The 21402-nt window shown below is 61.4% G+C and carries 22 protein-coding genes and 1 pseudogene; 8 read left to right on the top strand and 15 right to left on the bottom strand.

Going from position 1 to position 21402, the window contains the following annotated elements:
* Positions 1 to 111 precede the first annotated feature (111 nt).
* From VFU66_RS11320 to VFU66_RS11340, 5 genes are all read right to left on the bottom strand, one after another.
* Positions 112 to 1434 carry a Gfo/Idh/MocA family protein gene (locus VFU66_RS11320; protein WP_326446362.1) on the bottom strand — a complete coding sequence of 441 codons (1323 nt, stop codon included), beginning with the start codon at positions 1432 to 1434 and terminating at the stop codon, positions 112 to 114.
* Positions 1435 to 1620: 186 nt separating this feature from the next.
* Positions 1621 to 1944: an Hpt domain-containing protein gene (locus VFU66_RS11325; protein WP_326446363.1), complete on the bottom strand. Its 324-nt coding sequence runs from the start codon at positions 1942 to 1944 to the stop codon at positions 1621 to 1623.
* A 15-nt stretch (positions 1945 to 1959) separates the two neighbouring features.
* The gene (locus tag VFU66_RS11330) at positions 1960 to 2370 is read right to left on the bottom strand and encodes a response regulator (protein WP_326446364.1); all 411 of its coding nucleotides are present in this window, start codon (positions 2368 to 2370) and stop codon (positions 1960 to 1962) included.
* A gap of 71 nt (positions 2371 to 2441) precedes the next feature.
* On the bottom strand, positions 2442 to 4136 hold the full coding sequence (locus tag VFU66_RS11335; RefSeq protein ID WP_326446365.1) for an ATP-binding response regulator: 1695 nt from the start codon (positions 4134 to 4136) through the stop codon (positions 2442 to 2444).
* Between the two features lie 392 nt (positions 4137 to 4528).
* Positions 4529 to 5602, bottom strand: a complete 1074-nt coding sequence (locus VFU66_RS11340) for a 1,9-bis(guanidino)-5-aza-nonane synthase (RefSeq protein ID WP_326446366.1) — start codon at positions 5600 to 5602, stop codon at positions 4529 to 4531.
* A 406-nt stretch (positions 5603 to 6008) separates the two neighbouring features.
* Between VFU66_RS11340 and VFU66_RS11345 the strand changes: the two genes are divergently transcribed.
* From VFU66_RS11345 to VFU66_RS11360, 4 genes are all read left to right on the top strand, one after another.
* Entirely contained in the window at positions 6009 to 6452 is a 444-nt protein-coding gene (locus VFU66_RS11345; protein ID WP_326446367.1) for an MbcA/ParS/Xre antitoxin family protein, read from the top strand.
* 8 nt (positions 6453 to 6460) lie between these two features.
* Complete coding sequence (locus VFU66_RS11350; protein ID WP_326446368.1) at positions 6461 to 7150, top strand: RES family NAD+ phosphorylase; 690 nt, start codon at positions 6461 to 6463, stop codon at positions 7148 to 7150.
* A 176-nt stretch (positions 7151 to 7326) separates the two neighbouring features.
* The gene (pncB, locus tag VFU66_RS11355) at positions 7327 to 8631 is read left to right on the top strand and encodes a nicotinate phosphoribosyltransferase (RefSeq protein WP_326446369.1); all 1305 of its coding nucleotides are present in this window, start codon (positions 7327 to 7329) and stop codon (positions 8629 to 8631) included.
* A gap of 218 nt (positions 8632 to 8849) precedes the next feature.
* Positions 8850 to 9818, top strand: a complete 969-nt coding sequence (locus VFU66_RS11360; RefSeq protein WP_326446370.1) for a S1/P1 nuclease — start codon at positions 8850 to 8852, stop codon at positions 9816 to 9818.
* Between the two features lie 53 nt (positions 9819 to 9871).
* Here VFU66_RS11360 and VFU66_RS11365 read toward each other — a convergent pair whose 3' ends face one another.
* A complete protein-coding gene (locus VFU66_RS11365; RefSeq protein ID WP_326446371.1) occupies positions 9872 to 10423 on the bottom strand; it encodes a DUF2062 domain-containing protein in 552 nt (183 codons plus the stop codon).
* Positions 10424 to 10484: 61 nt separating this feature from the next.
* On the opposite strand from VFU66_RS11365, the gene VFU66_RS11370 reads away from it, so the two are divergent.
* Positions 10485 to 11288, top strand: a complete 804-nt coding sequence (locus VFU66_RS11370; RefSeq protein ID WP_326446372.1) for a lysophospholipid acyltransferase family protein — start codon at positions 10485 to 10487, stop codon at positions 11286 to 11288.
* A gap of 146 nt (positions 11289 to 11434) precedes the next feature.
* Here VFU66_RS11370 and VFU66_RS11375 read toward each other — a convergent pair whose 3' ends face one another.
* The 9 genes and pseudogenes from VFU66_RS11375 to cdd form a co-directional block, all read right to left on the bottom strand.
* Positions 11435 to 12274: a purine-nucleoside phosphorylase gene (locus tag VFU66_RS11375; protein ID WP_326446373.1), complete on the bottom strand. Its 840-nt coding sequence runs from the start codon at positions 12272 to 12274 to the stop codon at positions 11435 to 11437.
* An 11-nt stretch (positions 12275 to 12285) separates the two neighbouring features.
* Positions 12286 to 12435, bottom strand: a complete 150-nt coding sequence (locus tag VFU66_RS11380) for a hypothetical protein (protein ID WP_326446374.1) — start codon at positions 12433 to 12435, stop codon at positions 12286 to 12288.
* A 79-nt stretch (positions 12436 to 12514) separates the two neighbouring features.
* Positions 12515 to 12817: a winged helix-turn-helix domain-containing protein gene (locus VFU66_RS11385; RefSeq protein ID WP_326446375.1), complete on the bottom strand. Its 303-nt coding sequence runs from the start codon at positions 12815 to 12817 to the stop codon at positions 12515 to 12517.
* Entirely contained in the window at positions 12810 to 13412 is a 603-nt protein-coding gene (locus tag VFU66_RS11390; protein ID WP_326446376.1) for a hypothetical protein, read from the bottom strand. Before VFU66_RS11390 ends, VFU66_RS11385 begins: the two co-directional genes overlap by 8 nt.
* Before the next feature lie 186 nt (positions 13413 to 13598).
* A pseudogene (locus VFU66_RS11395) lies at positions 13599 to 14756 on the bottom strand (NupC/NupG family nucleoside CNT transporter); the annotation flags it as partial.
* A gap of 370 nt (positions 14757 to 15126) precedes the next feature.
* Positions 15127 to 16020, bottom strand: coding sequence for a CPBP family intramembrane glutamic endopeptidase (locus VFU66_RS11400; RefSeq protein ID WP_326446378.1), 894 nt, complete (start codon positions 16018 to 16020; stop codon positions 15127 to 15129).
* Positions 16021 to 16149: 129 nt separating this feature from the next.
* Positions 16150 to 16293 (bottom strand): hypothetical protein, encoded by a 144-nt coding sequence (locus tag VFU66_RS11405; protein WP_326446379.1) that lies wholly within the window; start codon positions 16291 to 16293, stop codon positions 16150 to 16152.
* Positions 16294 to 16443: 150 nt separating this feature from the next.
* Positions 16444 to 17826 carry a thymidine phosphorylase gene (locus VFU66_RS11410; protein ID WP_326446380.1) on the bottom strand — a complete coding sequence of 461 codons (1383 nt, stop codon included), beginning with the start codon at positions 17824 to 17826 and terminating at the stop codon, positions 16444 to 16446.
* The gene (cdd, locus tag VFU66_RS11415) at positions 17823 to 18248 is read right to left on the bottom strand and encodes a cytidine deaminase (RefSeq protein WP_326446381.1); all 426 of its coding nucleotides are present in this window, start codon (positions 18246 to 18248) and stop codon (positions 17823 to 17825) included. Before cdd ends, VFU66_RS11410 begins: the two co-directional genes overlap by 4 nt.
* Before the next feature lie 86 nt (positions 18249 to 18334).
* On the opposite strand from cdd, the gene VFU66_RS11420 reads away from it, so the two are divergent.
* From VFU66_RS11420 to VFU66_RS11430, 3 genes are read left to right on the top strand one after another with little or no spacing between them, the layout of a single operon-like run.
* The gene (locus tag VFU66_RS11420; protein ID WP_326446382.1) at positions 18335 to 20497 is read left to right on the top strand and encodes a chemotaxis protein CheA; all 2163 of its coding nucleotides are present in this window, start codon (positions 18335 to 18337) and stop codon (positions 20495 to 20497) included.
* Positions 20494 to 21012, top strand: a complete 519-nt coding sequence (locus tag VFU66_RS11425; protein WP_326446383.1) for a chemotaxis protein CheW — start codon at positions 20494 to 20496, stop codon at positions 21010 to 21012. Before VFU66_RS11420 ends, VFU66_RS11425 begins: the two co-directional genes overlap by 4 nt.
* Positions 21009 to 21383: a response regulator gene (locus VFU66_RS11430; protein WP_326446384.1), complete on the top strand. Its 375-nt coding sequence runs from the start codon at positions 21009 to 21011 to the stop codon at positions 21381 to 21383. Before VFU66_RS11425 ends, VFU66_RS11430 begins: the two co-directional genes overlap by 4 nt.
* Positions 21384 to 21402 lie beyond the last annotated feature (19 nt).

Raw genomic sequence — 21402 nt, forward strand, 5'->3', positions numbered from 1 at the left:
AATGAAACTGCGAACGATGCGCACCCGAGCATTTGTGCGGTTTAAGAAAACTACGACGCAAAACACAACAGCCCTCCGCGATGGAGGGCTGTTGGTGTTGATGAGGTGCGTTTAGATGTGCGGTGCCCAGCCCTTTTCGTAGGTGCGGCCCCAGTACTTCATGGCTTCAGCGTCGTTGAGGATGTGGCCGTTGGCGGTATCGAGTTTGAGTTCGCGCTCGACGAACCACGCAACGTTCGAGAGTTGCAGGATGGTGACGCTGACATTGCCCGAGGCGATGGGCTGGTTCAGCTTCTCGCCGTGCTGCACACCGGCGATGAAGTTGGCAAAGTGCAGGTCGGTCATATTGTCTGCGCCGGTCAGGTCAGTGGAGTCGGAGACTTTGCCTCCGCGAACATCGGCGGTCTGCCTGCCGTGCAGGTCAAACGTGACATAGCCGCCTTCATCGACGACGATGCTGCCCTTGGTGCCTTCGATGACGACGCCGCGGTCGCGTCCATACTGCCGGATGCCGCTACAGCTATTGCAATCCCACGAGATGAGTTTGTCGCCGTAGTCGAAGCTGGTGTTGAAGGTGTCGTAGAACTGCCAGTCGTCTTTGTAGTTATAGCGCCCGCCGGCGGCGGTGATGCGCTTCGGATACTCGACGCCGAGGATCCAGCGGCAGACATCGACCTCATGAGTGCCGTTGTTGAGCGCCTCGCCCGTGCCGTAGCGGCGCAGCCAGTGCCAGTTGTAGGGATGGATGTTGTCCTTGTACTCGCTGCGCGGGACAGGGCCCTGCCACAGGTCCCAGTCGAGCGTCGCGGGCACGGGGATGACCTTGCCGATGCCCATGGACTTGCGGCTGTTCGAGTACCACGCCTTGCCGTGGTAGGCCTCGCCGATGAGCGAGCCGTCCTGAATCTTCTTCACCATGTCGATGTAGTGAGGAGAGGAGCGGCGCTGCGTGCCCATCTGGACCTTCTTGCCGTACTTCTTCTGCGCTTCGACGAGCAGCGCGCCTTCGGCGGGATTGTGGCTGCACGGCTTCTCGACGTAGACGTGCTTGCCTGCGCGCAGACCGTCGATCGCCATGGGCGTGTGCCAGTGGTCGGGAGTGGCGATGGTGATGGCGTCCACGTCGCGCGAGGCCAGGGCGTTGCGGAAGTCCTGTTCAGACTTCGGGGCTTCGCCCATGGCGGTCGTTGCGCGCCCGGCGAAGCGGTTGAGGATGACTTTGTCAACATCGCAAACGTGCGAGATGCGCGCATTCTTAATGTTGGCCTTGAGCGAGGCGAGGTGCGCGTAGGCGCGGCTGTTCAGGCCGATGACGGCGAAGTTCAGCCGGTCGTTGGCGCCGACGATTTGGGCGTAGCTTTTTGCGCTGGTGGCAACTGCGGCTGTGGCTGCGGTGGCGGCGAGGCCATCGAGAAATGTCCGGCGAGAGATCATTGGTTCTCCTTGCGTGCGTCGGGGTCTGCCCGGAGCAATCACGGTATCCCTTATACACGGGTGTTAGTTGCAGGTTCAAACGAAGAGGGAAGAAGAAAGATAATAATTTGTTTTCTCCGCTATGCGGAAGGATGCGGATTGAGCTTTTCCGTCATACGGAACGCTCTGCTCTTACGCGAAAGCCCGTTAGATGTCGGGGGCTAGGCTTTTGCGAAGCTGTTTGGCGAGTGCGGCGAGCGACGCCAGGCCCTCTGGCGTCGGGGCTTTGTAGATGTGCTCCATCTTGCTGGCGACCTCCGAGCCTTGCGGGTAGCCGAACATGCCCAGGTTGCCTGCGAGCTTGTGGGCGATGGACTGCGCCTCGGCTCGGGTGGCTTCAGCAATCGCGCCAGTCAAGGCTTCAACTGCGGCGCGGTCGAGTACGTCGAGCCTCTCGCGCAGGCCTGGAAGGCCCTTCTTCCATAGACCCGCGATCAGGTCATCGACTTTGGCTTCGGTCTTCTTGTCCATGTTTCGTTTGCGCGCTCAACTTGACGGCAACGGGGGCAGAGAGTCGGGCGAGCCCTCTTTCCATCCGAGAATATCGGAGATCTGTTGCGCCAGCGTGAGCGGGTCAAACGGCTTGAAGAGGATGCCGTTCACGCCGAGGCCGGCAAAGCGGCGCTGGTCCACCCCCTGCACCTTCGCGGTCAGCAGCAGCACGGGGATATGTGCAATGGTGGGGTTCTCCTGCATGATGCGGAAGGTAGTCGGGCCGTCCACCTCAGGCATCATCACGTCCATCAGGATGGCGTCGGGTTGTTCGGCGGTGGCAATCTCGATGCCTGCCGCGCCGGAGCTGGCGGTCAGAATCTGCCACCCGACGGTGGCCTCCAGAGAAAGTGCCGCGACTTCGCGGATGTCGTCTTCGTCGTCGATGATTAGAATGCGTCGCATGAGCGTGCCTATTCTCTCATGGGACGGCACTTAGATGGGAGTACAGCGGGAAAATTTCCTACAGCCTGGCTCTAGGCTACCTGTCCGGCGGTCGTCAGATCCGAGAATTTGCTGCGGATGTGATGGACCATCGAAAGGACCAGTTCCTCGACTTCCTTGGGCTGCACCTTGGCCTTGGTCAGGAACTCAGTCGGACCCAGGCGCAGCTTGTCCATCTCGATGTCCGAGATCTCGCGGCCAGAGTAGACGACCATGGGCAGGGTAGCGAGTGGCGGTTGCTGCCTGAGCCACTCAACCAGCGAGAAGCCATCGCCGTCGGGCAGGGTGAGGTCAAGGATGAGCAGGTCAGGACGGCGCGTGATGCACTGGCGGATGGCCTGCTGGCGCGTTGCTACGCGGTCAATGTGGACGGCTGCGTTCTCGAAACTGGCGGCAACGACGCTGGCCAGGTCTTCATCGTCCTCGACGAGCAGCACATAGGCCGGGCCTTCGCCGTGGTGGAGCACGCGACCCAGTTCGGCAAAGAGCATGTTTTCGTTGAAGGGCTTCTGCACCCAGCCCTGCGCGTCGCCGGTAAGCTGAGGACGCAGAGTGGAGGACAGAACGCTGAGAACGACGACGGGAATGTTGGCCGTGACCGGATTGTTGCGCAGCCGCTGGAGCGTCTCCCAGCCGCTGAGGCCGGGCATGTAGAGATCGAGCAGGATGGCCTCGATCTTATTTTCTGCGGCGAGGACGAGCGCCTGTTCACCGGAATTAGCTTCGATGACGGTGTAGCCCTGGCGGTGGAGATGTTCGCCGACGACGGTGCGGATGCCGGGGTCGTCGTCGCAGACGAGGATGGCGCCTTCGCCCTGGGGCAGGGGAGCCTGGACCGCCAGGTCGGTGGAGCGGGTGGTGCGCGGCAGCATGACGTAGAGCGTGGTGCCGATGCTGAGGTTGCGCTGCGCCCAGATGGATCCGGAGTGCTGCTGCACGATGCTGCGGCAGATGGCGAGGCCGAGTCCGGTGCCGCCCTTCTGGCGAGCGTCCGAGGGCTCGACCTGCTGGAAGCGGTCGAAGATGCTATCGAGCTTTTCGGTTGGGATGCCGCGGCCTTCATCGACCACCTTGAGCAGGATGGAGTCGGCGGTGGCGTCGGTGTGGACGCGGACGGTGGAGGCCGGAGGCGAGAACTTGATGGCGTTCGAGAGCAGGTTGGTGAGGACCTGAAGGATGCGGTCCGAGTCACCGTCGAAGAAGAGCGATTCGGGTTGGCAGAGCGCGGGTGACGGAACCAGTTCCAGGTGGACCGTGTTGGCGTCGGCCATGGCGGTCATGGTCTCGATGGCCTGCTGGGCGAGTTCGCTGAGTGAGCAGCGGCGGATTTGCAGCGGCGCGCGGCCGGACTCCATGCGCTCGAGGTCGAGGATGTCGTTGATGAGGCGGATGAGGCGGTCAGTGTTGGTGACGGCGATGCGGAGCAGGTTCTGGGCCTTGGCGTCCACGTCGCCGATGATGCCGGAGGAGAGCAGGCCGAGCGCGCCGCGAATGCTGGTGAGCGGGGTGCGCAGCTCGTGCGAGACGGTGGAGATGAACTCGTCCTTGAGATTATCGAGCTGCGAACGCTCGTTCAACTGGATGCTGTTCTGGTGCTGCTGCTCGCGCGCCTGTGTGAGCTGGTCGGCGAGATCGCGGATGGTGCGCTGAGCACGCAGAAACGCGAAGAGAAGAACGCCGAGCGCCGCGAGCAGAGAGAGAAATCCAAGAACGGAAAAGATGTGCATTATCGAGCCGGTAGTAACCTTAATTCGGTAACTCTAGTACCGTGTAATAGTAACCCAATGTGATTCGCAGGGGACAATTTTCAGGGCAATTTTGTGTAAAATGCTGTGCCCTAAGGGCTAAGCGTGGTGCTGGGCTGGAGACCCATGAAGGGCTGGTCGAGCGAGCCTGAGCAAAACCGGACGTGCTGGTTAAGGATGGGCATCTTGAAGACCGGCCTTTCATAGGTGCGGCGAAGATTCTATTTCAGGCTGAAGGATGACAGAAAATTTGCAAAAGCGGCAATAACACCTCAGTGGGTTATCTGCAATGCAAACATTTTTGGTGACGAATGGTGCAGAAACGGCACGAGCCCCGGATGACCGGGGCTCGTCTGCACTGCGTTGAAGTGCGGCTAAACGGCGGCTGGCTCCTGGACTCGGTCGAGCACCTGAGCCCACTGCTTGCCTTTGCGGGCGGCGGCGGACTTTTTGTGGAAGGCGTATCCGGCGATGAGCGGCAGGGCCAGGGTCGCTTCGGAGTAGACCATCTGCTCGTAGGTCAGGTCTACCTTGCCCCAGGAACTGGCCTCCTTGAGCGTGGAGCCGGAGAGAGCGCCGTCGCGGGCGTCGGCCACGGTGATCTGGATGGCGTACTTGTGCATCGAGGCTTCGACGCCGAGAACGTCGGCGGCGACGACGATGTCCTGGGCGAAGTTCTTGGGGACGCCGCCGCCGATCATCAGCAGGCCGGTGGTCGGGTTGGCGATCTTGAGCTGGGTGATCTCGTAGAAGTCCTTGGCGGAGTCGATCGAGACCATCGCTTTGCCCTGGCGCGCGTGCTGATGGGCGACCAGGCCGAAGCCGGCGGAGCAGTCGGAGAAGGCTGGGCAGAAGATAGGGACGTTCTTCTCATAGGCGGCGAGGACGATGGAGTCGCGGCCTCCTGCTTTGGGGGTCTTGCCATTCCTGCTGAGCCAGGCGCCCATTTCGCGGATGAACTCGCGGGAGCTGTAGGGGCGCGGGTCGAGCGAGTTGGTGATCTGGTGGATCGTCTCGTCGCAGATGCGCAGCTCTTCCTCGTCGATGAAGGTGTCGTAGATGCGGTCGATCATCAGGTCGCGGAGGTCGGCGTCGCCTGCGCCGTACTTGTACTCGTCGCCGGCGATGTAGTGGTTGAAGCCGAGGGCCTCGAAGAAGTCCTGATCGACGATGTTGGCGCCGGTGGAGACGATGGCGTCGACCATGTTGTTGCGGACGAGATCGACGATGACCTTCTGCAGGCCGGCGGAGATGAGCGAGCCGGCGAGGCAGAGGATGACGCCGCAGTCGGTGTCCTTGAGCATCATGTCGTAGATGGTGGCGGCGCGGGCGGTGTCACGCGCGGAGTAAGCCATCTGCTGCATCGCTTCGACGATGGGGACGACGTTGTGCTGGGCGAGGTCGATGTGCTGGATGGGGCGGGTGAGGAGTTCTTTTTTGGTTGGCATGACAGATGTAAGAATATCAACTTTGGCCGCGTCTTTGACGGAGCCGGAGGATGAATTTCAGGCTGCTTGAACTGCTCTAGTGGATGGGTACCCCCTCCCCTACTTAAGTACTCAAAGTCCTTCAAACATTGGACTTAGGTTTGGACTATCTGCGCACTTTAAGGGCCAAAGAGAAAAGCCCGGATTGGCTCCGGGCTTCGATCCTGCTTGATTTAAGACTATCAGGTGTGTCAAGGGTTCGGGTGTGGAAATCGGCGGACTGGATGGATATGGGATGAGGTCGCCGAGGGACAGCAGATTGCTCCGCTGCGGAATGGAAATGCAAAAGCCTGGCAGTTGCCAAGGGCAGAGGTTTGTGGTGGGTTATCAAATATGATGAGATAATGATTCAAGATTGGAGGGCAACATGGCTGCGGCGCTGGTGCTTCCGAATGTGGTTGGGTATGCGCTGGATGTTTCTCCGGACCTGTCTGATGCGCGGACGCGGGTGCGGCTGAGCCCGGCGGCGATCAAGGGGTTTCTGCGCATCATGGCGAAGTGGGGCGTGAAGGACCCGGATGCGCGGCAGTTGCTGGGGGGGATTTCTTCAGGTTCGTACTACGGGTTGAAGAAGGAGACGAAGCATCGGACGCTTGATCAGGACACGCTGACGCGAATTTCGCTGCTGGTGGGGATATTCAAGGCCCTGAACATTCTCTATAGTCCGGCGCTGGCGGATGCGTGGATGACGCTGCCGAATAAGAACCCGATGTTTCGGGGCGTGTCGCCGCTGGAGTACGTGATTCAGCGCGGGCAGCCGGGAATGCTGCATGTGAGGCAGTTGCTGGATGCGCGGCGCGGTGCGCAGTGACGCCGCCGGTGATTGAACTGCAACTCGCAGGGACGCATCGGCTGATTCCGTCGAAGTACTCGGAGAGTGGGACGGTGTTGTCCCGGCTGACGGAAGATGAGGCCGTGCTCCACGACCTGATGGAGCTGGATGGCGCGACGAATGACCGGCTGCTGGGCGAGGAGGGGCTGCTGCCGGGGATCGGCGTGCATGAGCTGCTCTTCGGCGTGCGGTATGCGCATATTGTGAATGCGGCGTTTACTCATGCGGGGCCCGGGGGCGGGCGGTTTAATTCGAGCGCGCGCGGAGCCTGGTATTGCGCTGTGGAGCAGGAGACCTCGGTGAGCGAGGTTGTGTTTCACAGGCTGCGCGAGCTGGAGGAGATTGACTGGGCCGCAGAAGAAGTTGTGACGTATGACGACTACCTGGCCGACTTTGCGGCGGAGATGCATGACCTGCGCGGGGTGAGGTTTCGGCGGTATCTGAAGGCGGGACCGGTTCCGGAGTGCTATGCGGCCGGGCAGCAGCTTGCGGCGGAGTTGATGGCGCGGCAGGCGAATGGGATTGTTTACCCGAGCGTGCGGCATGAGGGAGGGACGTGCGTGGTGTGCTTCAGGCCGACGCTGGTGTATCACGTGCGACGGGGAAAGCGGCTGGAGTTCCGGTTGCTGGCGGGCAGGGCGTTCGAGAATCGACAGGTGCGGGAAGTGCGTTCGTGAGAAGCTGGCTGGGCGAGAGTGTGCGTTCCCACCCATCGCAAAAAACGCGATGGATGGGGCACTCGGGCGTTTGCGGTTGTCCAAGAGAAAGCAGATTCCTCCGCTTCGCTACGGAATGGAAATGCAAAGGGTGCTACGGAATGGAAATACAAAATGTGGGTTGGGTGAGGTGATCTGTGAATGTGAACTTTGCGGAGCGGGCGCATAACCATAACTGGAAGCTGGACCCGATTGTGCGGTCGCTGCTGGATACGGACTTCTACAAGCTGCTGATGTTGCAGTTTATCTGGAAGAACTTTTCGGGGATTCATGTGACTTCGGAGGTGACGAATCGGACGGTGGCGGTTCGGCTGGCGGAGCATATTCCGGCTGCTGCGCTGGTGGAGCAGATGGAGCATGTGCGGGGACTCAGGTTTCGCAGGTCGGAGCTGATCTGGCTGGCGGGCAATACGTTTTATGGCACGCGGAGCATCTTTGAGCCGGCGTTTCTGGAGTGGCTGGAGCAGGACTTTCGGCTCTCGGATTACGACGTCACCGAGCGCGATGGACAGATCGTGCTGCGTTTCAGCGGGCTTTGGACCGAGGTGACGATGTGGGAGATCTATGGGCTGGCGCTGGTGAGCGAGATGAAGACGCGCGCGGCGCTGAGCACGTTGAATGAGATGGAACTGGACGTTCTGTATGCGCGGGCGAAGACGAAGTTGTGGGACAAGATTGAACGGCTGCGCGGGGTGGAGGGACTGTCGATCTCGGAGTTTGGCACGAGACGGCGGCATAGTTTTTTGTGGCAGGAGTATGTGGTGGAGGCGATGCGCGGCGCGCTGGGCAAGGGGCTGGCGGGCACGTCGAATACGTTTCTGGCATACAAGCACGACCTGGAGGCGATGGGCACGAACGCGCACGAGTTGCCGATGGCTCTGGCTGCGTTGGCGAACAGCGATGAAGAACTGCGCGCTTCGCAGTATCGCGTGCTGGAGCTTTGGCAGAAGAGCTATGGCGGTGAACTGCTGATTCTGCTGCCGGACACGTTTGGGACGACGCAGTTTCTGGAGGGCGCGCCGGAGTGGGTGGCGGACTGGACGGGGCAGCGGTGCGACTCGAAGGACCCGTTTGTGGCGGGTGACGAATATATTGCCTGGCTGTTGAAGCGTGGGCGCGATGCGCGGCGGAAGAGGCTGATTGCTTCGGATGGTTTGGATGTGGAGGACATTCTGCGGCTGCACGAGTACTTTGCGGGGAGGATTCGGTTCAGCGCGGGGTGGGGGACGCTGGTGACGAATGATTTTCGCGGATGCCATCCGAGGGGTAAGCATGACTTCGAGCCGATTAGTCTGGTGTGCAAGCTGATGACTGTGGAGGGACGGCCTGCGGTGAAGCTGAGCGACAATGCGCGGAAGGCGACGGGGCTGCCGAGCGAGGTGGAGCGGTATCGGCGAGTGTTTGGGACGATGGCGGTGGACGGGGCGGCAGTGGTGGTTTGAAGGCAGGGATTAGGGCTTAGGGATTAGGGCGTAGGGATTAGGGATCAGTTCTGGCACGAAGGAGAGTACGGCTACGAGCGAAATACGGGGATTCTTCGCTTCGCTCAGAATGACGAGCAAGAGATGGCAGGGTCGCAGTACACGTGCTTTTCTGATCCCTAATCCCTACGCCCTAATCCCTCATCCCTAAGCCTTGATCACTCGATATACTGCTGGGCATGATGAGAGCGACGGGTGTGGTGCGGTTTGCGGCGGCGGTGGCTTTGCTGCCATTGGTGATGGTCCAGCAGGGTTTTGCGTGGGGCAGCGATGGGCACAACTTGATTAACAGGTTGGCGGCGGAGTATCTGCCGCACGATGTGCCTGCGTTTCTGCGCAGCGGCGGCGCGCTGGATGCGATGGAGTATCTGGGGCCGGAGCCGGACAGGTGGCGAAACCGCGCCGAGGCAGAGTTGAATGCGGAGCAGGCGCCAGACCACTTCATCGACCTGGAACTCGCTGACATGGTGGGGACGCTGCCGAAGCAGCGGTATGTGTTCATCCGCGAACTGTCCGAGAAGCAGGCAGCGCATCCTGAACTGGCGCTGACTCCGGACAAAGTTGGGATGCAGCCGTGGCAGGTGGAAGAGGTGTACGAGCGGCTGAAGGTCGGGTTCCGCGAATATCGCAAGCTGGTGGCTGCGAATGATGATACGAAGCCGGCTGAGTTGGCGATTACGTTTTATGCGGCATGGCTGGGGCACTATGTGGGCGACGGTTCGATGCCGCTGCATACGACGATTCAGTACAACGGATGGAAGGGGCCGAATCCGAATGGATATACGACGGAGCACACGATCCACTCGCTGTTTGAGAGCACGTTTGTCCATGCGAATGTGACGCAGGACGATGTGGCTCCGCTGGTGGCGGTTGCTCCGGTGAAGGAGCTGGACGATGAGTGGGCAGACTATATGGCGTATCTGCGGCACTCGAATGCGCTGGTGGAGAAGACGTATCAACTTGAGAAGGCGGGCGGGTTTGCGGGTGAGGGGACTCCCGAGGGGAAGGCGTTTGCCGATGAGCGGCTGGCCGCGGGAGCGATTGAGCTGCGTGACATGATTTATACGGCATGGTTGCGGAGCGCCGACCCGGTGGAGGAGTTTCACGGCGCGGTCGCGACGACGCGGAAGAGCGTGGCGGGGAACTGAAGATCAGGTTCCTTCCCTTCAGCTTCGCTCGGGGTTCGGAATGGAGATGCAATTTAAGCGTTGTGGCGTGGGTGGTGGAGGATGGGGTACTCGTGGTGCTCGACGCGGACGAGGAGCTTGCGGAGCAGTGGAGTGAGGGCCAGCGCGATGACAGGGATGGCGATGGACGCGACGACGGCCCAGAGTATCAGTGCGTGCCACTCCCATTGCCAGATCTGGCGGATGAGTGCGAGTGGGTGTTCACGGGCGATGTGAAAGACCTGCGCTGCCGAGAACGGGATGGGTGCGATGTGAAAGACGCGGCTGGCGAAGTGGATGAACGGAATGAACAGAAGAAGTTCGAGCGGGTAGACGATGTGGTTGGCGAGTTGCGACGCGACGAGATTGAGACGCAGAAGAAATGCGGCCGTGAGGCAGAATACGGTGGTGGTGCCGAGGACGGGGTTGATGCCGATGAGCAGGCCGAGCGCGATGCTCCAGGCAAGTTTGCGCGGGGACGCTCCCATGCGCAGCAGCGCGAGGATGGGCAGGACGACGCGGCGGTAGAGCCGGTTGTGATGGACTGGCGCGGGCTGCTCGATGACGGTTGGGCTGCTCGTGTGCACTCCTGACAGGATAGACTGCTCTGCGAGGAATGTGTTGGATGCGAGATGAGGGCCTCAGCCGGTGAGTCTGCTTCGGTCGCTGCTTCGGTCGATGTGGCGGAGCGCGGTGCTGGCGGGAATGTTCGTCGGGGCCAGCGCGGAGCTGGTGGTGAAGCGTCCGCAGACGCGCGCTGCGCGGGCGGATTGGCTGCACCGATTTGCTGCGCGCGCACTGAGGCGGCTGGAGATTGAGGTCAGCGTGGAGGGTGCGTATCCGACGCGCGGTGCGGTGATCTCGAACCACCTGGGGTACCTGGATATTGTGGCGTTTGCGTCGATTGCGCCGTGCGTGTTTGTGGCGAAGGCGGAGATGGAGTCGTGGCCGGTGGTGGGGTGGATGGCGACGATGACCGGGACGGTATTTGTCGCGCGCGGGCATGGCGGGTCTGCCATGCGGGCGAGAGGCGGGATGCAGGCGGCGATGGATGCAGGATTGCCGGTGGTGTTTTTTCCCGAAGGCACGACCAGTGACGGGAGTACGGTGATGAAGTTTCACAGCGGGCTGCTGGCGCAGGCGTTGATGTGCGGCGCGCCGGTGACGGCCGCCTCCGTGCGCTACCGCCTGACGGAGGACAACGGCGCGGATATTTCTGTGGGGCACGACGTGTGCTACTGGGGAAGTGCGAAGCTGGTGCCGCATGTCTTCCGGTTGCTGGGGCTGCGCGGGGTGAGGGTAGAGATGCAGTTTGCGGATGGGCCGATCCGGTTTTCAGGCGATGAACTGCATCGCAAGCTGGCTGCAGCCGAGGCGCGGGTTGCGGTGGTGGAGTTGACAGAGCGGGGCGTTGGCGGCGAGAAGAAGCCGACCGTCGATTGCACGGATTGACGCGGATAAAGGCGGATTCCTTGAAACTGTAGTTCGGTGCACCCGAAGCGAAACGCAGATTTCCTTCGGAAATGACAACAAGTTCCGCTTCGCAGGATGAAGATGCGTCGAGATGACGTGTGCTGGTGGGGGAGTGAAGGGCGACGTTACAGTTGCGGGATGAGGGCGGTGAGGAGGTGGGTGAACTGGCCTTCGATGCGGCGGCCGATCTCCATGACCTCTTCGTGGTTGATCGGTTGGTCGAGGACTCCGGCGGCCATGTTGGTGACGACGGAGAGGCCGAGGACTTCGATGCCCATGTGGCGCGCGGCGATGACCTCATGCACGGTGGACATGCCGACGAGGTCGGCGCCGAGGGTGCGGAAGGCGCGGATTTCGGCTGGCGTTTCGTAGCTGGGGCCGAGGACGGCGAGGTAGACGCCTTCGTTGAGCATCCAGCCCTGGCGGGCGGCTTCGTCGATGGCGAGCTTGCGCAGCGCGGGGGAGTAGGCGGCGGACATGTCGAAGAACCGCTGGCCTGCTCCGGGCGCGACGGCGAAGCGGGGCTCGTTGGGACCGAGCGCGGCGTTGGTTCCGGTGAGGTTGATGTGGTCGGAGATGGCGACGATGGCTCCCTGGCCGTAGCGCGGGTTGATGCCTCCGGCGGCGTTGGTGACGAGGAGCTTACGCACGCCGAGCAGGCCGAGCACGCGCGCGGGAAACGTGACCTGCTCCATCGAATAGCCTTCGTAGGCGTGGACGCGGCCTTGCATGACGGCTACGGGGACTCCTGCGATGGTGCCGAGAATGAGCTTGCCTGAGTGGCCCGCGACAGTGGATTGAGGGAAGTGCGGAATCTCGGCGTAGGGGATCGTGACGGCCTGCTCGACCTGCGAGGCGAAGTTGCCGAGGCCGGAGCCTAGGATGATGCCGAGCGCCGGCTGCAGCGGGGTGTGGGTACGGATGTGGTCGGCGGCGGCGGTGGCTTTGGCGTATTGGTCGGTCATGGCGTCAGAGGTTAGATGCGGTCTTTGAGGAAAGAATGAATGTCGCGGGAGCCGTGGAGGGCTGCGATGATGGTGAGAGGTTTCGGCGTGTCACGATAGGCGATGACATACCCGGCCACAGTCCAGAACCGCTTTTTCAAGTTCGGGTGTGAGGGAGACATCCATGGCGGCCTCCTGAGACTGAGGCGAGAGTAACAAAGAATGTCATAGCTTGCTATTCGAAGCCAACGTCGGCCGAAGTCACGACTCCAGCGCGTCTCCGAGAAGCTGGCGCAGGGCTTGCACGTAGCCGACGAGTGCGGTGCGCCCGCGTTCGGTCATTCGGTAATGCGTCACCGGTTTGCGCGCGATGAATCTTTTCTTCACGGCAACGTATCCTGCTTCTTCGAGCTTGAGCAGATGGGCGCCGAGGTTTCCGTCAGTGGAGCCTGTCTTCTGTCGCAGCCAACTGAACTCGGCCTCATTGACGGAGGAGAGCAGGGAGAGGAGAGCGAGGCGCAGCTTGCCGTGAATGATGGGGTCAAGCTCCGGCAGCTCAGGCATGGCTCACCTGCCGTGGGCGTCCGATGGTCTCGCGGCGCATGAGGTAGAGGCCGAATCCGATGTCGCCGATCAGCGTCGCTACGATGAGTACGGGGATCAGGTGTTCGACGGAGACCATGCACGATGCGACTCCGGCGGCCCACCAGACCAGCGCCACGAGAAACTGTGGACGCCAGCGCAGGGTGACGGCGCTGGCGGCGTTGGCGAGGCCGATGAATATCTCGATTCCGGCAAGGAAGAGATGAGGTTCGCCGTGGCCGCTGAGTGCTCCGGAGAAGGCAAAGATGAAGATGGCGATTCCGGTCGCGCTCCAGATGCCGGTGAGCGCACGGCTCTGCGTAGTCTTCGGCTGAGGATGATGCCTGTGCTTCCATCGCGCGATCCATACACTGGCCACGGCAGTTGCGATCATCACGATGGGCCAGGCATATTGCGGATGCGGCAGCAAGTAGGTCCAGCCGATGGCGATCAGGTAGCCGACTCCCCAGAGGAGAAACGTCCAGCCCCAATAGTCGGTGCACTTGCGACCCTCCTGGATCATCGACTCGATGAAGTAAAGGCGCTCTTGAACATTCATGTTATCGGTCTCGCTCATGGTGGTGCTCCTTACTGGATCGGAATCGTGTCCCAATACAGAGAACTCTATAACGTAGAGTACTCTTTGTCAAGAGGTTATTTTCGTTTGTACGGACAGGCGTGAGAGTCAGCGGATGAGCAGTGACACGATGCTGGCGGACATGAAGTTGGCCATCGTTCCGGCGAGCATGGCGCGGAAGCCGAGGCGGGCGAGGTCGCCTCGGCGCTCGGGAGCGAGTGCGCCGATGCCGCCGATCTGGATGCCGATGGAGCTGAGGTTGGCGAAGCCGCAGAGCGCGAACGTGGTGATGGTGAAGCTGCGGGCCGAGAGGATAGCCTTCTGCGCGCCGAGGTCGGTGTAGGCGACCAGCTCGTTGATGACGGTGCGTGTGCCGAGCAGGTTGCCGACGGTCTTCGCTTCGTGCCACGGGATTCCGATGAGCCAGGCGACGGGAGCGAAGAAGAAGCCGAGGACGGCGTTCAGGCTGGTGGGGAAGGGAATATGGTGCGGCGCGAGCAGGTTGTGGACTCCGCCGAAGACGCCGTTGATGAGGCTGACGAGCGCGAGGAAGCTGATGAGCATGATGGCGACGTTGAAGGCGAGCGAGCCTCCGTCGATGGTGCCGCGCGTGATGGAGTCGAGCAGGTTTTCGTGCTTCTGGTCCTCGGATTCGGGCATCTTCACGATGCCTTGCGTCGCGGGCGTTTCGGTCTCGGGTACGAGCATCTTGGCGACGAGGATGGTGCCGGGCGCGGTCATGATGACGGCGGCGAGCAGGTCGGATGCGTGGATGCCGTAGGCAATGTACGCGGCCATGATTCCGCCGGAGACGTGCGCCATGCCGCTGGTCATGATGGTCATCAGCTCGGAGTAGGTGGCTCCGTTGAGGAAGGGGCGGATGGTGAGCGGGGCTTCGGTCTGGCCCATGAAGATGCTGGCGGCGACGTTGGTAGACTCGGCGCCGGAGATGCCCATGGTCTTCTGCATGACCCAGGCGAAGGCGCGGATGACGAGTTGCATGAAGCCGATGTGATAAAGAATGGCGAAGAATGCAGAGATGAAGATGATGGTCGGCAGCACGCGGAAGGCGAAGACGGCGACGGCGGAGTTGTTGCCGCCGAGCGGGCCGAAGACCATCTCGGAACCTGCGACGGAGTTTTCGAGCAGTTTGTTGACGCCGCTGCCGGCCATTTGAAGCAGGCGCTGGCCGATGGAAGATTTCAGCACGATGAGCGCGAAGACAAATTGCAGGCCGAGTCCCCAGGCGACGGTGCGCCAGCGGATGGCGCGGCGGTTGGTGGAGAAGGCGTAGGCGATTGCGATGAAGGTGATGAGACCGAGAACTCCGGTGAATCTGGCCAAGGCGCGCTCCGGCGAAAGGCAAGTAGTTGTAAAAGGGAAGTGTACTGGAGGAAGCGGCCGCCGGGCTGGATAGCGGCTTTATTTTTTGGCGACGACTTCGCGGATGAGGGGCCCGATGAGCGGCGCGGTGGCGGAGATGTGCAGGGTTTCGCGGAGCATGTGTTCTGGTTCGTTGAGGAGGGTTTCGTCTTCGGTGTAGCTTTATCGCGCCTAAAGTGGGTAATCGTGCGGGGCGCGATCCGTTTTCTCGGGATGGAGAGTGTCGGGATTTTCGCAGCCGCGAAAATGGCCCACCTTTGCGACGATAAAACCGTCGCGAAGGTGGGGCACCCGAGTGTGGTGACAACGTCAGAGGTGGCCCACCCGCCAGCTATTGCTGAGGCAAAGGTTTGAACAAACGTGACATTGAGGCGCACTGTGTTACTGGCCACAATTTGTACAGTACAACTGCAAAGAGGACGAGCATGCTTGCCGTGAGCACGCCCGATTCACCGACCCACAAGCTCGGGCCGGCGGTCGACCTGTCAAACGCACCCTGGATGATCGCGTTCCATGCTCCGTGCGCCCAGATACAGGGCCAAATGCTTCCCGAAGAAAGCCGAAGCCACGCGAAGACATAACCGGCTGCCACAATGCCGACAATAAAGAGACAGACTGACAAAAATGGGTGCGGTCCGGAAGCATACTGGCCGCTCACGATCAACGGTGCGTGCCAAAGGCCCCACACCAGCCCGCTGATCAGGATGGGCGCGGGGATTTTGGCATCGACTAATCGCGTCAGCATGTAGCCGCGCCAGCCAATCTCTTCGCCCGCGGCGTACTTGAAATCCTGTAGCGCGCCGAACAGCAACATGATTCCGAGAGACTGGAAGAATCTCATGGACGCGCCGTGAGCAGGCGCAAAATGCATTCCAAAAGGAGCGCCCGGAAGGACGGGGGCTTGGAAGCTCGCCAAGCCCGTGCTCCAAGCGATTCCATAGGCCGCGAATCCTACGAAGAGAGGCATTGCGGTAGCGACCGCGACGGCGCGTGTCCCAGCCGTCCCACCCCAGCGGAAGGAGACGTCGCGGATCCCCTCACGAAGTGCTAGCCTCGCCACAATCGATGAAACGGTCACCCACCATACAAGCCCGCCGATGAGGCCAAGATGATGCTGGATTGACCCACCGAGCACCAGAATCCTGTGCTCAAAATACGCCGATCCTGCAATCAGAACCGCAAAGAAGACGCCTAGACCAGAACGTGCCTTGACGCTCGACTCCATTGGCACCTCAACGGAAGAGAAGGATCCCCAAGGGGGGCGGATTAACCTTACCACTACATCGTGTACACCACGTTTGGAGGCGGAGAGTTTCAGGGATTGCAGGGCCTTAGAAAGCGGCTCTTCAGACGGCTAGCTAACGAGGATGCGGACATGCTCAGGCATGACTACGTAGCAGAGGACTTCGAGGTGATAGCGGCTGCGGGTGAGTTCGAGTGAGTCGAGGAAGATGTCTTTTGAGGACAGGGCGCTGAGGTGGGGTTGCGCCAGTGACAACTGAAGTCGATGAAGGGGGCGTCACCGTCCTGTTGGAATCGTTTGAACCCGAGCGGCATGGGTGGGTTTTACTGCGTTGGGATTTTCGCTGCCGCGAAAATGGCCCACCTTAGCGACGATAAAACCGTCGCGAAGATGGGGCACCCGGCTCTAATTTTTCGTGACGATCTCGTGGATGAGCGGCTGTAACGCTGGCGGTGCGGCGGTGATTTCGAGGGTCTCGCGGAGCATGTGTTCGGGCTCGTCGAGGAGTGCAGGGTCTTCGCTGAAGAGGGTGGCGAGCGGTTGGCCTGCTTCGAGCTTGTCGCCGAGTTTGGCGTGCATCTCGATGCCTGCGTGGGCGCTGACGGGATCGCCGGGTTTGGCGCGGCCTGCCCCCAGGCGCTGGACCGCCCAGCCGACCTGCTTGCAGTCCATGGAGGCGAGGTAGCCGGAGGTTTCAGCTTTCAGGATGCGCGAGGCTTTGGGCTTATGAAACGCTGAGGGGTTTTGGAAGATGGACGTGTCGCCGCCCTGCGCCGCGATGATCTTCAGCCAGGCTTTATAAGCTTCGCCTGATTGGAGGATTTGGTCGGCGAGCGTCGCGCCTTCTTCGGGCGTCGTAGTGCGGCCTGCGAGATGAAGCATCCAGCCGGAGAGGATGTTGGAGATCTCGATGAGGTCGTGCGACATTGCATGGCGCTGGCCTTGCATGATGTCGATGCACTCCCAGACCTCGACCCAGTTGCCGGAGAAGCGGCCGAGGGGCTGATCCATGCTGGTAAGCAGGGCGACGGTGCGCGTGCCGGAGGACTCGCCGGTCTGCACCATGAGCTGAGCGAGAAATTTGGATTGTTCATAAGTCGGCATGAAGGCGCCGCTGCCGACTTTGACGTCGAGGACGAGCGCGTTGAGGCTTTCGGCGAGTTTCTTGCTCATGATGCTGGCAGTGATGAGGAAGGGCGACTCGACGGTGCCGGTGTGGTCGCGCAGTGCGTAGAGCGTGCGGTCGGCGGGGACGATGCGCGGCGTCTGGCCGATGAGGGCTGCGCCGCATTTGCGGAGGGTGCCTGCGAGCTGCGTGAGGTTGAGCTGCGTGTTGAAGCCTGGAATGGTTTCGAGCTTATCTAACGTGCCGCCGGTGTGGCCGAGCGAGCGACCGCTGATCATGGGGACGCAGATGCCGGGAACGCCTGCGGGCGTGAGGTGCGCGAGACCTGCGGCGGCGAGCGTGGGAGCGATGAGGAGCGAGGTCTTGTCGCCGACGCCTCCTGTGGAGTGTTTGTCGATGGTGAAGGTGTGGAGCGGCGCTGCGTCGAACGTGTCGCCGGAGTAGCGCATGGCCTGAGTGAGTGTGGCTAGCTCTTGCGGGTTGAGGCCGCGCTGGAAGACGGCCATGAGGAAACTGGCAATTTGTGCATCGGTGACGAGTTGGTTTTCTGCTGTGCGCTCGACGATGGCGCGGATGAAGGCCTGAATCTCTGCGTCGTTGAGAACGAGGCCATCGCGCTTGTGGAGGATGACGTCGATGGGATGAATGATAGGTTGGGTCATTTGTTAAGTAGAAAGGCAGCGGGCAAAAGTTCGGCGATGGTGGCGTGGCTGAAAGAGCCGTCTGCGTTGGGGAAATAGATGACGGTGTCGGGTGTGCTGAATTCGTGGATGGTCTGACGGCAGGCCCCGCAGGGCTGGCTGGCGGCGGAGTTGAGGTTGGCGATGGCGATGGCGCGGATGCGGATGGCGGGACCGTGCTGGGCAACGGCGGAGGTGATAGCGTTCTGCTCGGCGCAGGTGGTGAGGCGGTAGGAGGCGTTCTCAACATTGCAGCCGGTGACGATGGTACTGTCCGAAAGCAGGACAGCGGCGCCGACACGGAAGTGGCTGTAGGGCGCGTAGGCGTTGTGCGCCGCTTTCGCTGCACATTGTTGAAGATCGGTGATTTGTTGCGGTGTGAGCGGTTGCGCGGCGGACAGCATGATGTGAGCGAGGCTACCGAAGCGCGGGCAGGGATGGCAAGCCCGTTACCGCTAATGGTTAGGTGGCCGCACCCGATAAGAGGGATGTGGATGACCTGACCAAAGAGTTTCTTGCAGAGAGCCAGGAAGGACTGGACCGGATGGAACGGTGCCTGACTGAGCTTGAGTCGCGGCCTGAAGATGCGGGTGCGCTGGTGGGAGAGATCTTCCGCGCGGTGCACACGATCAAAGGCACGACGGGTTTTCTGGGCTTCGAGCGGCTAGAGAAGCTGGCGCATGCGGGCGAGCATCTGCTGGGTTCGTTGCGCGAAGGCAAGCTGGCCGTCACGTCGGAGCTGATCAGCGGACTGCTGCGGCTGATGGATGGGCTGCGCGCAATCTTGAAGCTGATTGAAGATACCGGCGGCGAAGGAACACGGGCTGGCGACGACGACAGCGAACTGATTGCCGAACTGACGAAGTTGAACGGAGCGGATCCGGCGAAGGTAGAGGAAGAAGCGCCGCGCCATGAGTTGAGTGTGGTTGGCGAGGCGCACATGGAGGCCGCGGTCGCGAAGCATGCGGCAGCACCGTCCGCGACTTCGAGTGCGGGCTCGAACGACAAGACGTTGCGCATCGACGTTGATGTGCTGAACCGGATGATGAATCTGGTGGGCGAATTGGTGTTGACGCGCAACCAGATGTTGCAGAGTGGCATGGAGGCCGCGAACTTTCCTGAACTGGCGCGACGCCTGGATAGCGTGACGGCGGACCTGCGTGAAACGGTGATGCAGGCGCGAATGCAGCCGGTGGGCAATCTCTTCGGAAAGTTTCCGAGGATGGTGCGCGATCTGGCGCGAACGTGCGGGCGCGATGTGCGGATAGAGTTTTCGGGACAGGAGACAGGACTCGACAAGAGTCTTCTCGAAGCGATTAAAGACCCACTGACCCATGCGGTGCGCAACGCGGTGGATCACGGAATTGAGGCACCAGCAGATCGCGTGCTCGCCGGGAAGCCGGCAGAGGGGCTGCTGCGACTGCGCGCGTTTCACGAGAGCGGCTCGGTGGTGATTGAGGTTGCCGACGACGGCGCAGGCATCAGCATGGAGAAGGTGCTGAAGAAGGCGATGGAGCGCGGGCTGGTGTCGGAGGAACAGGCACAGTCGATGTCGGAGCGCGAGGCGCTGCAACTGATCTTTCTTCCTGGGTTCTCGACGGCGGCTGCCGTGACGACGGTCTCCGGGCGCGGCGTGGGCATGGATGTTGTTCGCGCGAACGTAGAGAAGGTGGGCGGAAGCGTCGAGCTGGAGTCGAAGGTTGGCGTGGGAACGACGCTGAAGCTGCGCGTTCCGCTGACGCTGGCGATTGTTCCGGCGCTGGTGGTGCGGAGCGGCGGACAGAGCTTCGCGTTGCCACAGACCGCGCTGGTGGAGCTGGTGTATGTGCCTCGACGTGAAGCCGAGACGGCGGTCGAGAAGATTGGCGCGGCGGAGGTCTACCGGCTGAGGGAGCGGCTGCTACCGATGGTCTGGCTCGGGCGACTGCTTGGGTTGGAGATGAATGCGCGCGAGGAGTCGCACGGGTTCTACCTGGCCGTGCTGGAGGCGGAGGGATGCCGCTACGGGTTGGTGGTGGACGATCTGCTGGCCCCGGAAGAGATTGTGGTGAAGCCGCTCTCGGCGGTGCTGCGCGAGATTGGGTTGTTTTCGGGCGCGACGGTGCTGGGCAATGGAACGCTGGCGTTGATTCTGGATATTGCTGCGACTGCCGCACGCGCAGGAGTAAAGCCGGTTGAGGAACGCGTCGATGAGACGGAGACGGGTGAGGTGAAGGCGCACGCTGAGAATGAGATGCAGTTCCTCATCTTTGAAGATCGCGCACGCGAGCGGACGGCTGTGCCGTTGAACGTGGTGGAGCGCATCGAGAGCGTACCCCTGGCACAGGTAGAGTACGCAGGCGGACGGGCACTGTTGCAGTATCGCGGCGAGCTGCTGCCGCTGACCGATGAAGGCAACGTGCTGGCGGAACTTGAGACTGAAGGTCCCGGCAACGATGTGTTGGCTACCGTGCTGATCTGCGGTGGAGTGGGCACGGCTTCAAAAACGCGCATGGGCATGGTGGTGCGGCGGGTGCTCGATGTTTCGGCGGGCGCGGTGCTCGACAAGGACGATGCGATGGGCGGGATGGAGTTGGCGATTGTGAAAGAGAAGCTGACGACGATCCACCGCGACTTCGATGCGAGATCTGCGGCGTGGCAGGAGGTCGCATGAAGATTGTAGGCAAGGAAGAGATGGAGCAGATTCAGGATGAGAATGATGCGGTGTCGCTGTGCTCGCTGTTCGTGGGCGGCGAGAGCTTCGGGATCGATACGCGAAAGATCCGAGAGGTGCTGGGCAAGCGCGAGTTGCAACGTGTGCCGCTGGCCCCGGCGATGATTGCGGGTGTTGTGCCGTATCGAGGCGAGGTGCTGACAACGGTAAACTTTCGCGCGCTGGTAGGCATGGGCGAGCATGCAGAGACCGGCTGCGTGCTGGTGCTGGACGACGGCGAAGGCGGTGAGCGCTTTGGCTTGGTGGTGGATGAAGTGGGCGGCGTGGTGACGGTGGACCGACGCAAGCTGGAGGCGAATCCGACCACGCTGGAGGCGCGCGCGAAGTGGTTGTTTGACGGAGCCTACAAGATGCAGACCGGTTTGATGGTACAGCTCGATCCGCAGAAGCTGCGGCCGTCGCGGCTAACAGAGACGGGGTTGTTCAAGCAGAGTACGAATGGGAGAGATGCATGAGGGCGCTGATTGTTGATGACTCCAGTTTTGTTCGCGAATATCTGAAGCACCTGCTGGACCGGATGGGCGTGGCATGCGAAGAGGCGGTGAATGGGAGCCAGGCGCTGACGGTGCTGGCCGCGCAGCAGGCGTTTGATTTGATGTTGCTGGACGTGAACATGCCGGTGATGAATGGGCTTGAGTGCGTAAAGGCGCTGAGAGAAGCTCATCTGGGCCCGCAGATGAAAGTGATGATGGTGACAACCGAGGCAGACAACACGTTCATCTCGACGGCTTTGAACAATGGGGCGGACGAGTTTTTGATGAAGCCGTTCACGCCGGAGAGCCTGCGCGAGAAGATGCTTTTGCTCGGCTTTGATGCAGCAGCTTGAACCGATACGACAAAGGATG

It is taken from the genome of Edaphobacter sp., from assembly GCF_035763405.1.
In the GTDB taxonomy this organism is placed as follows: Bacteria; Acidobacteriota; Terriglobia; order Terriglobales; family Acidobacteriaceae; genus Edaphobacter.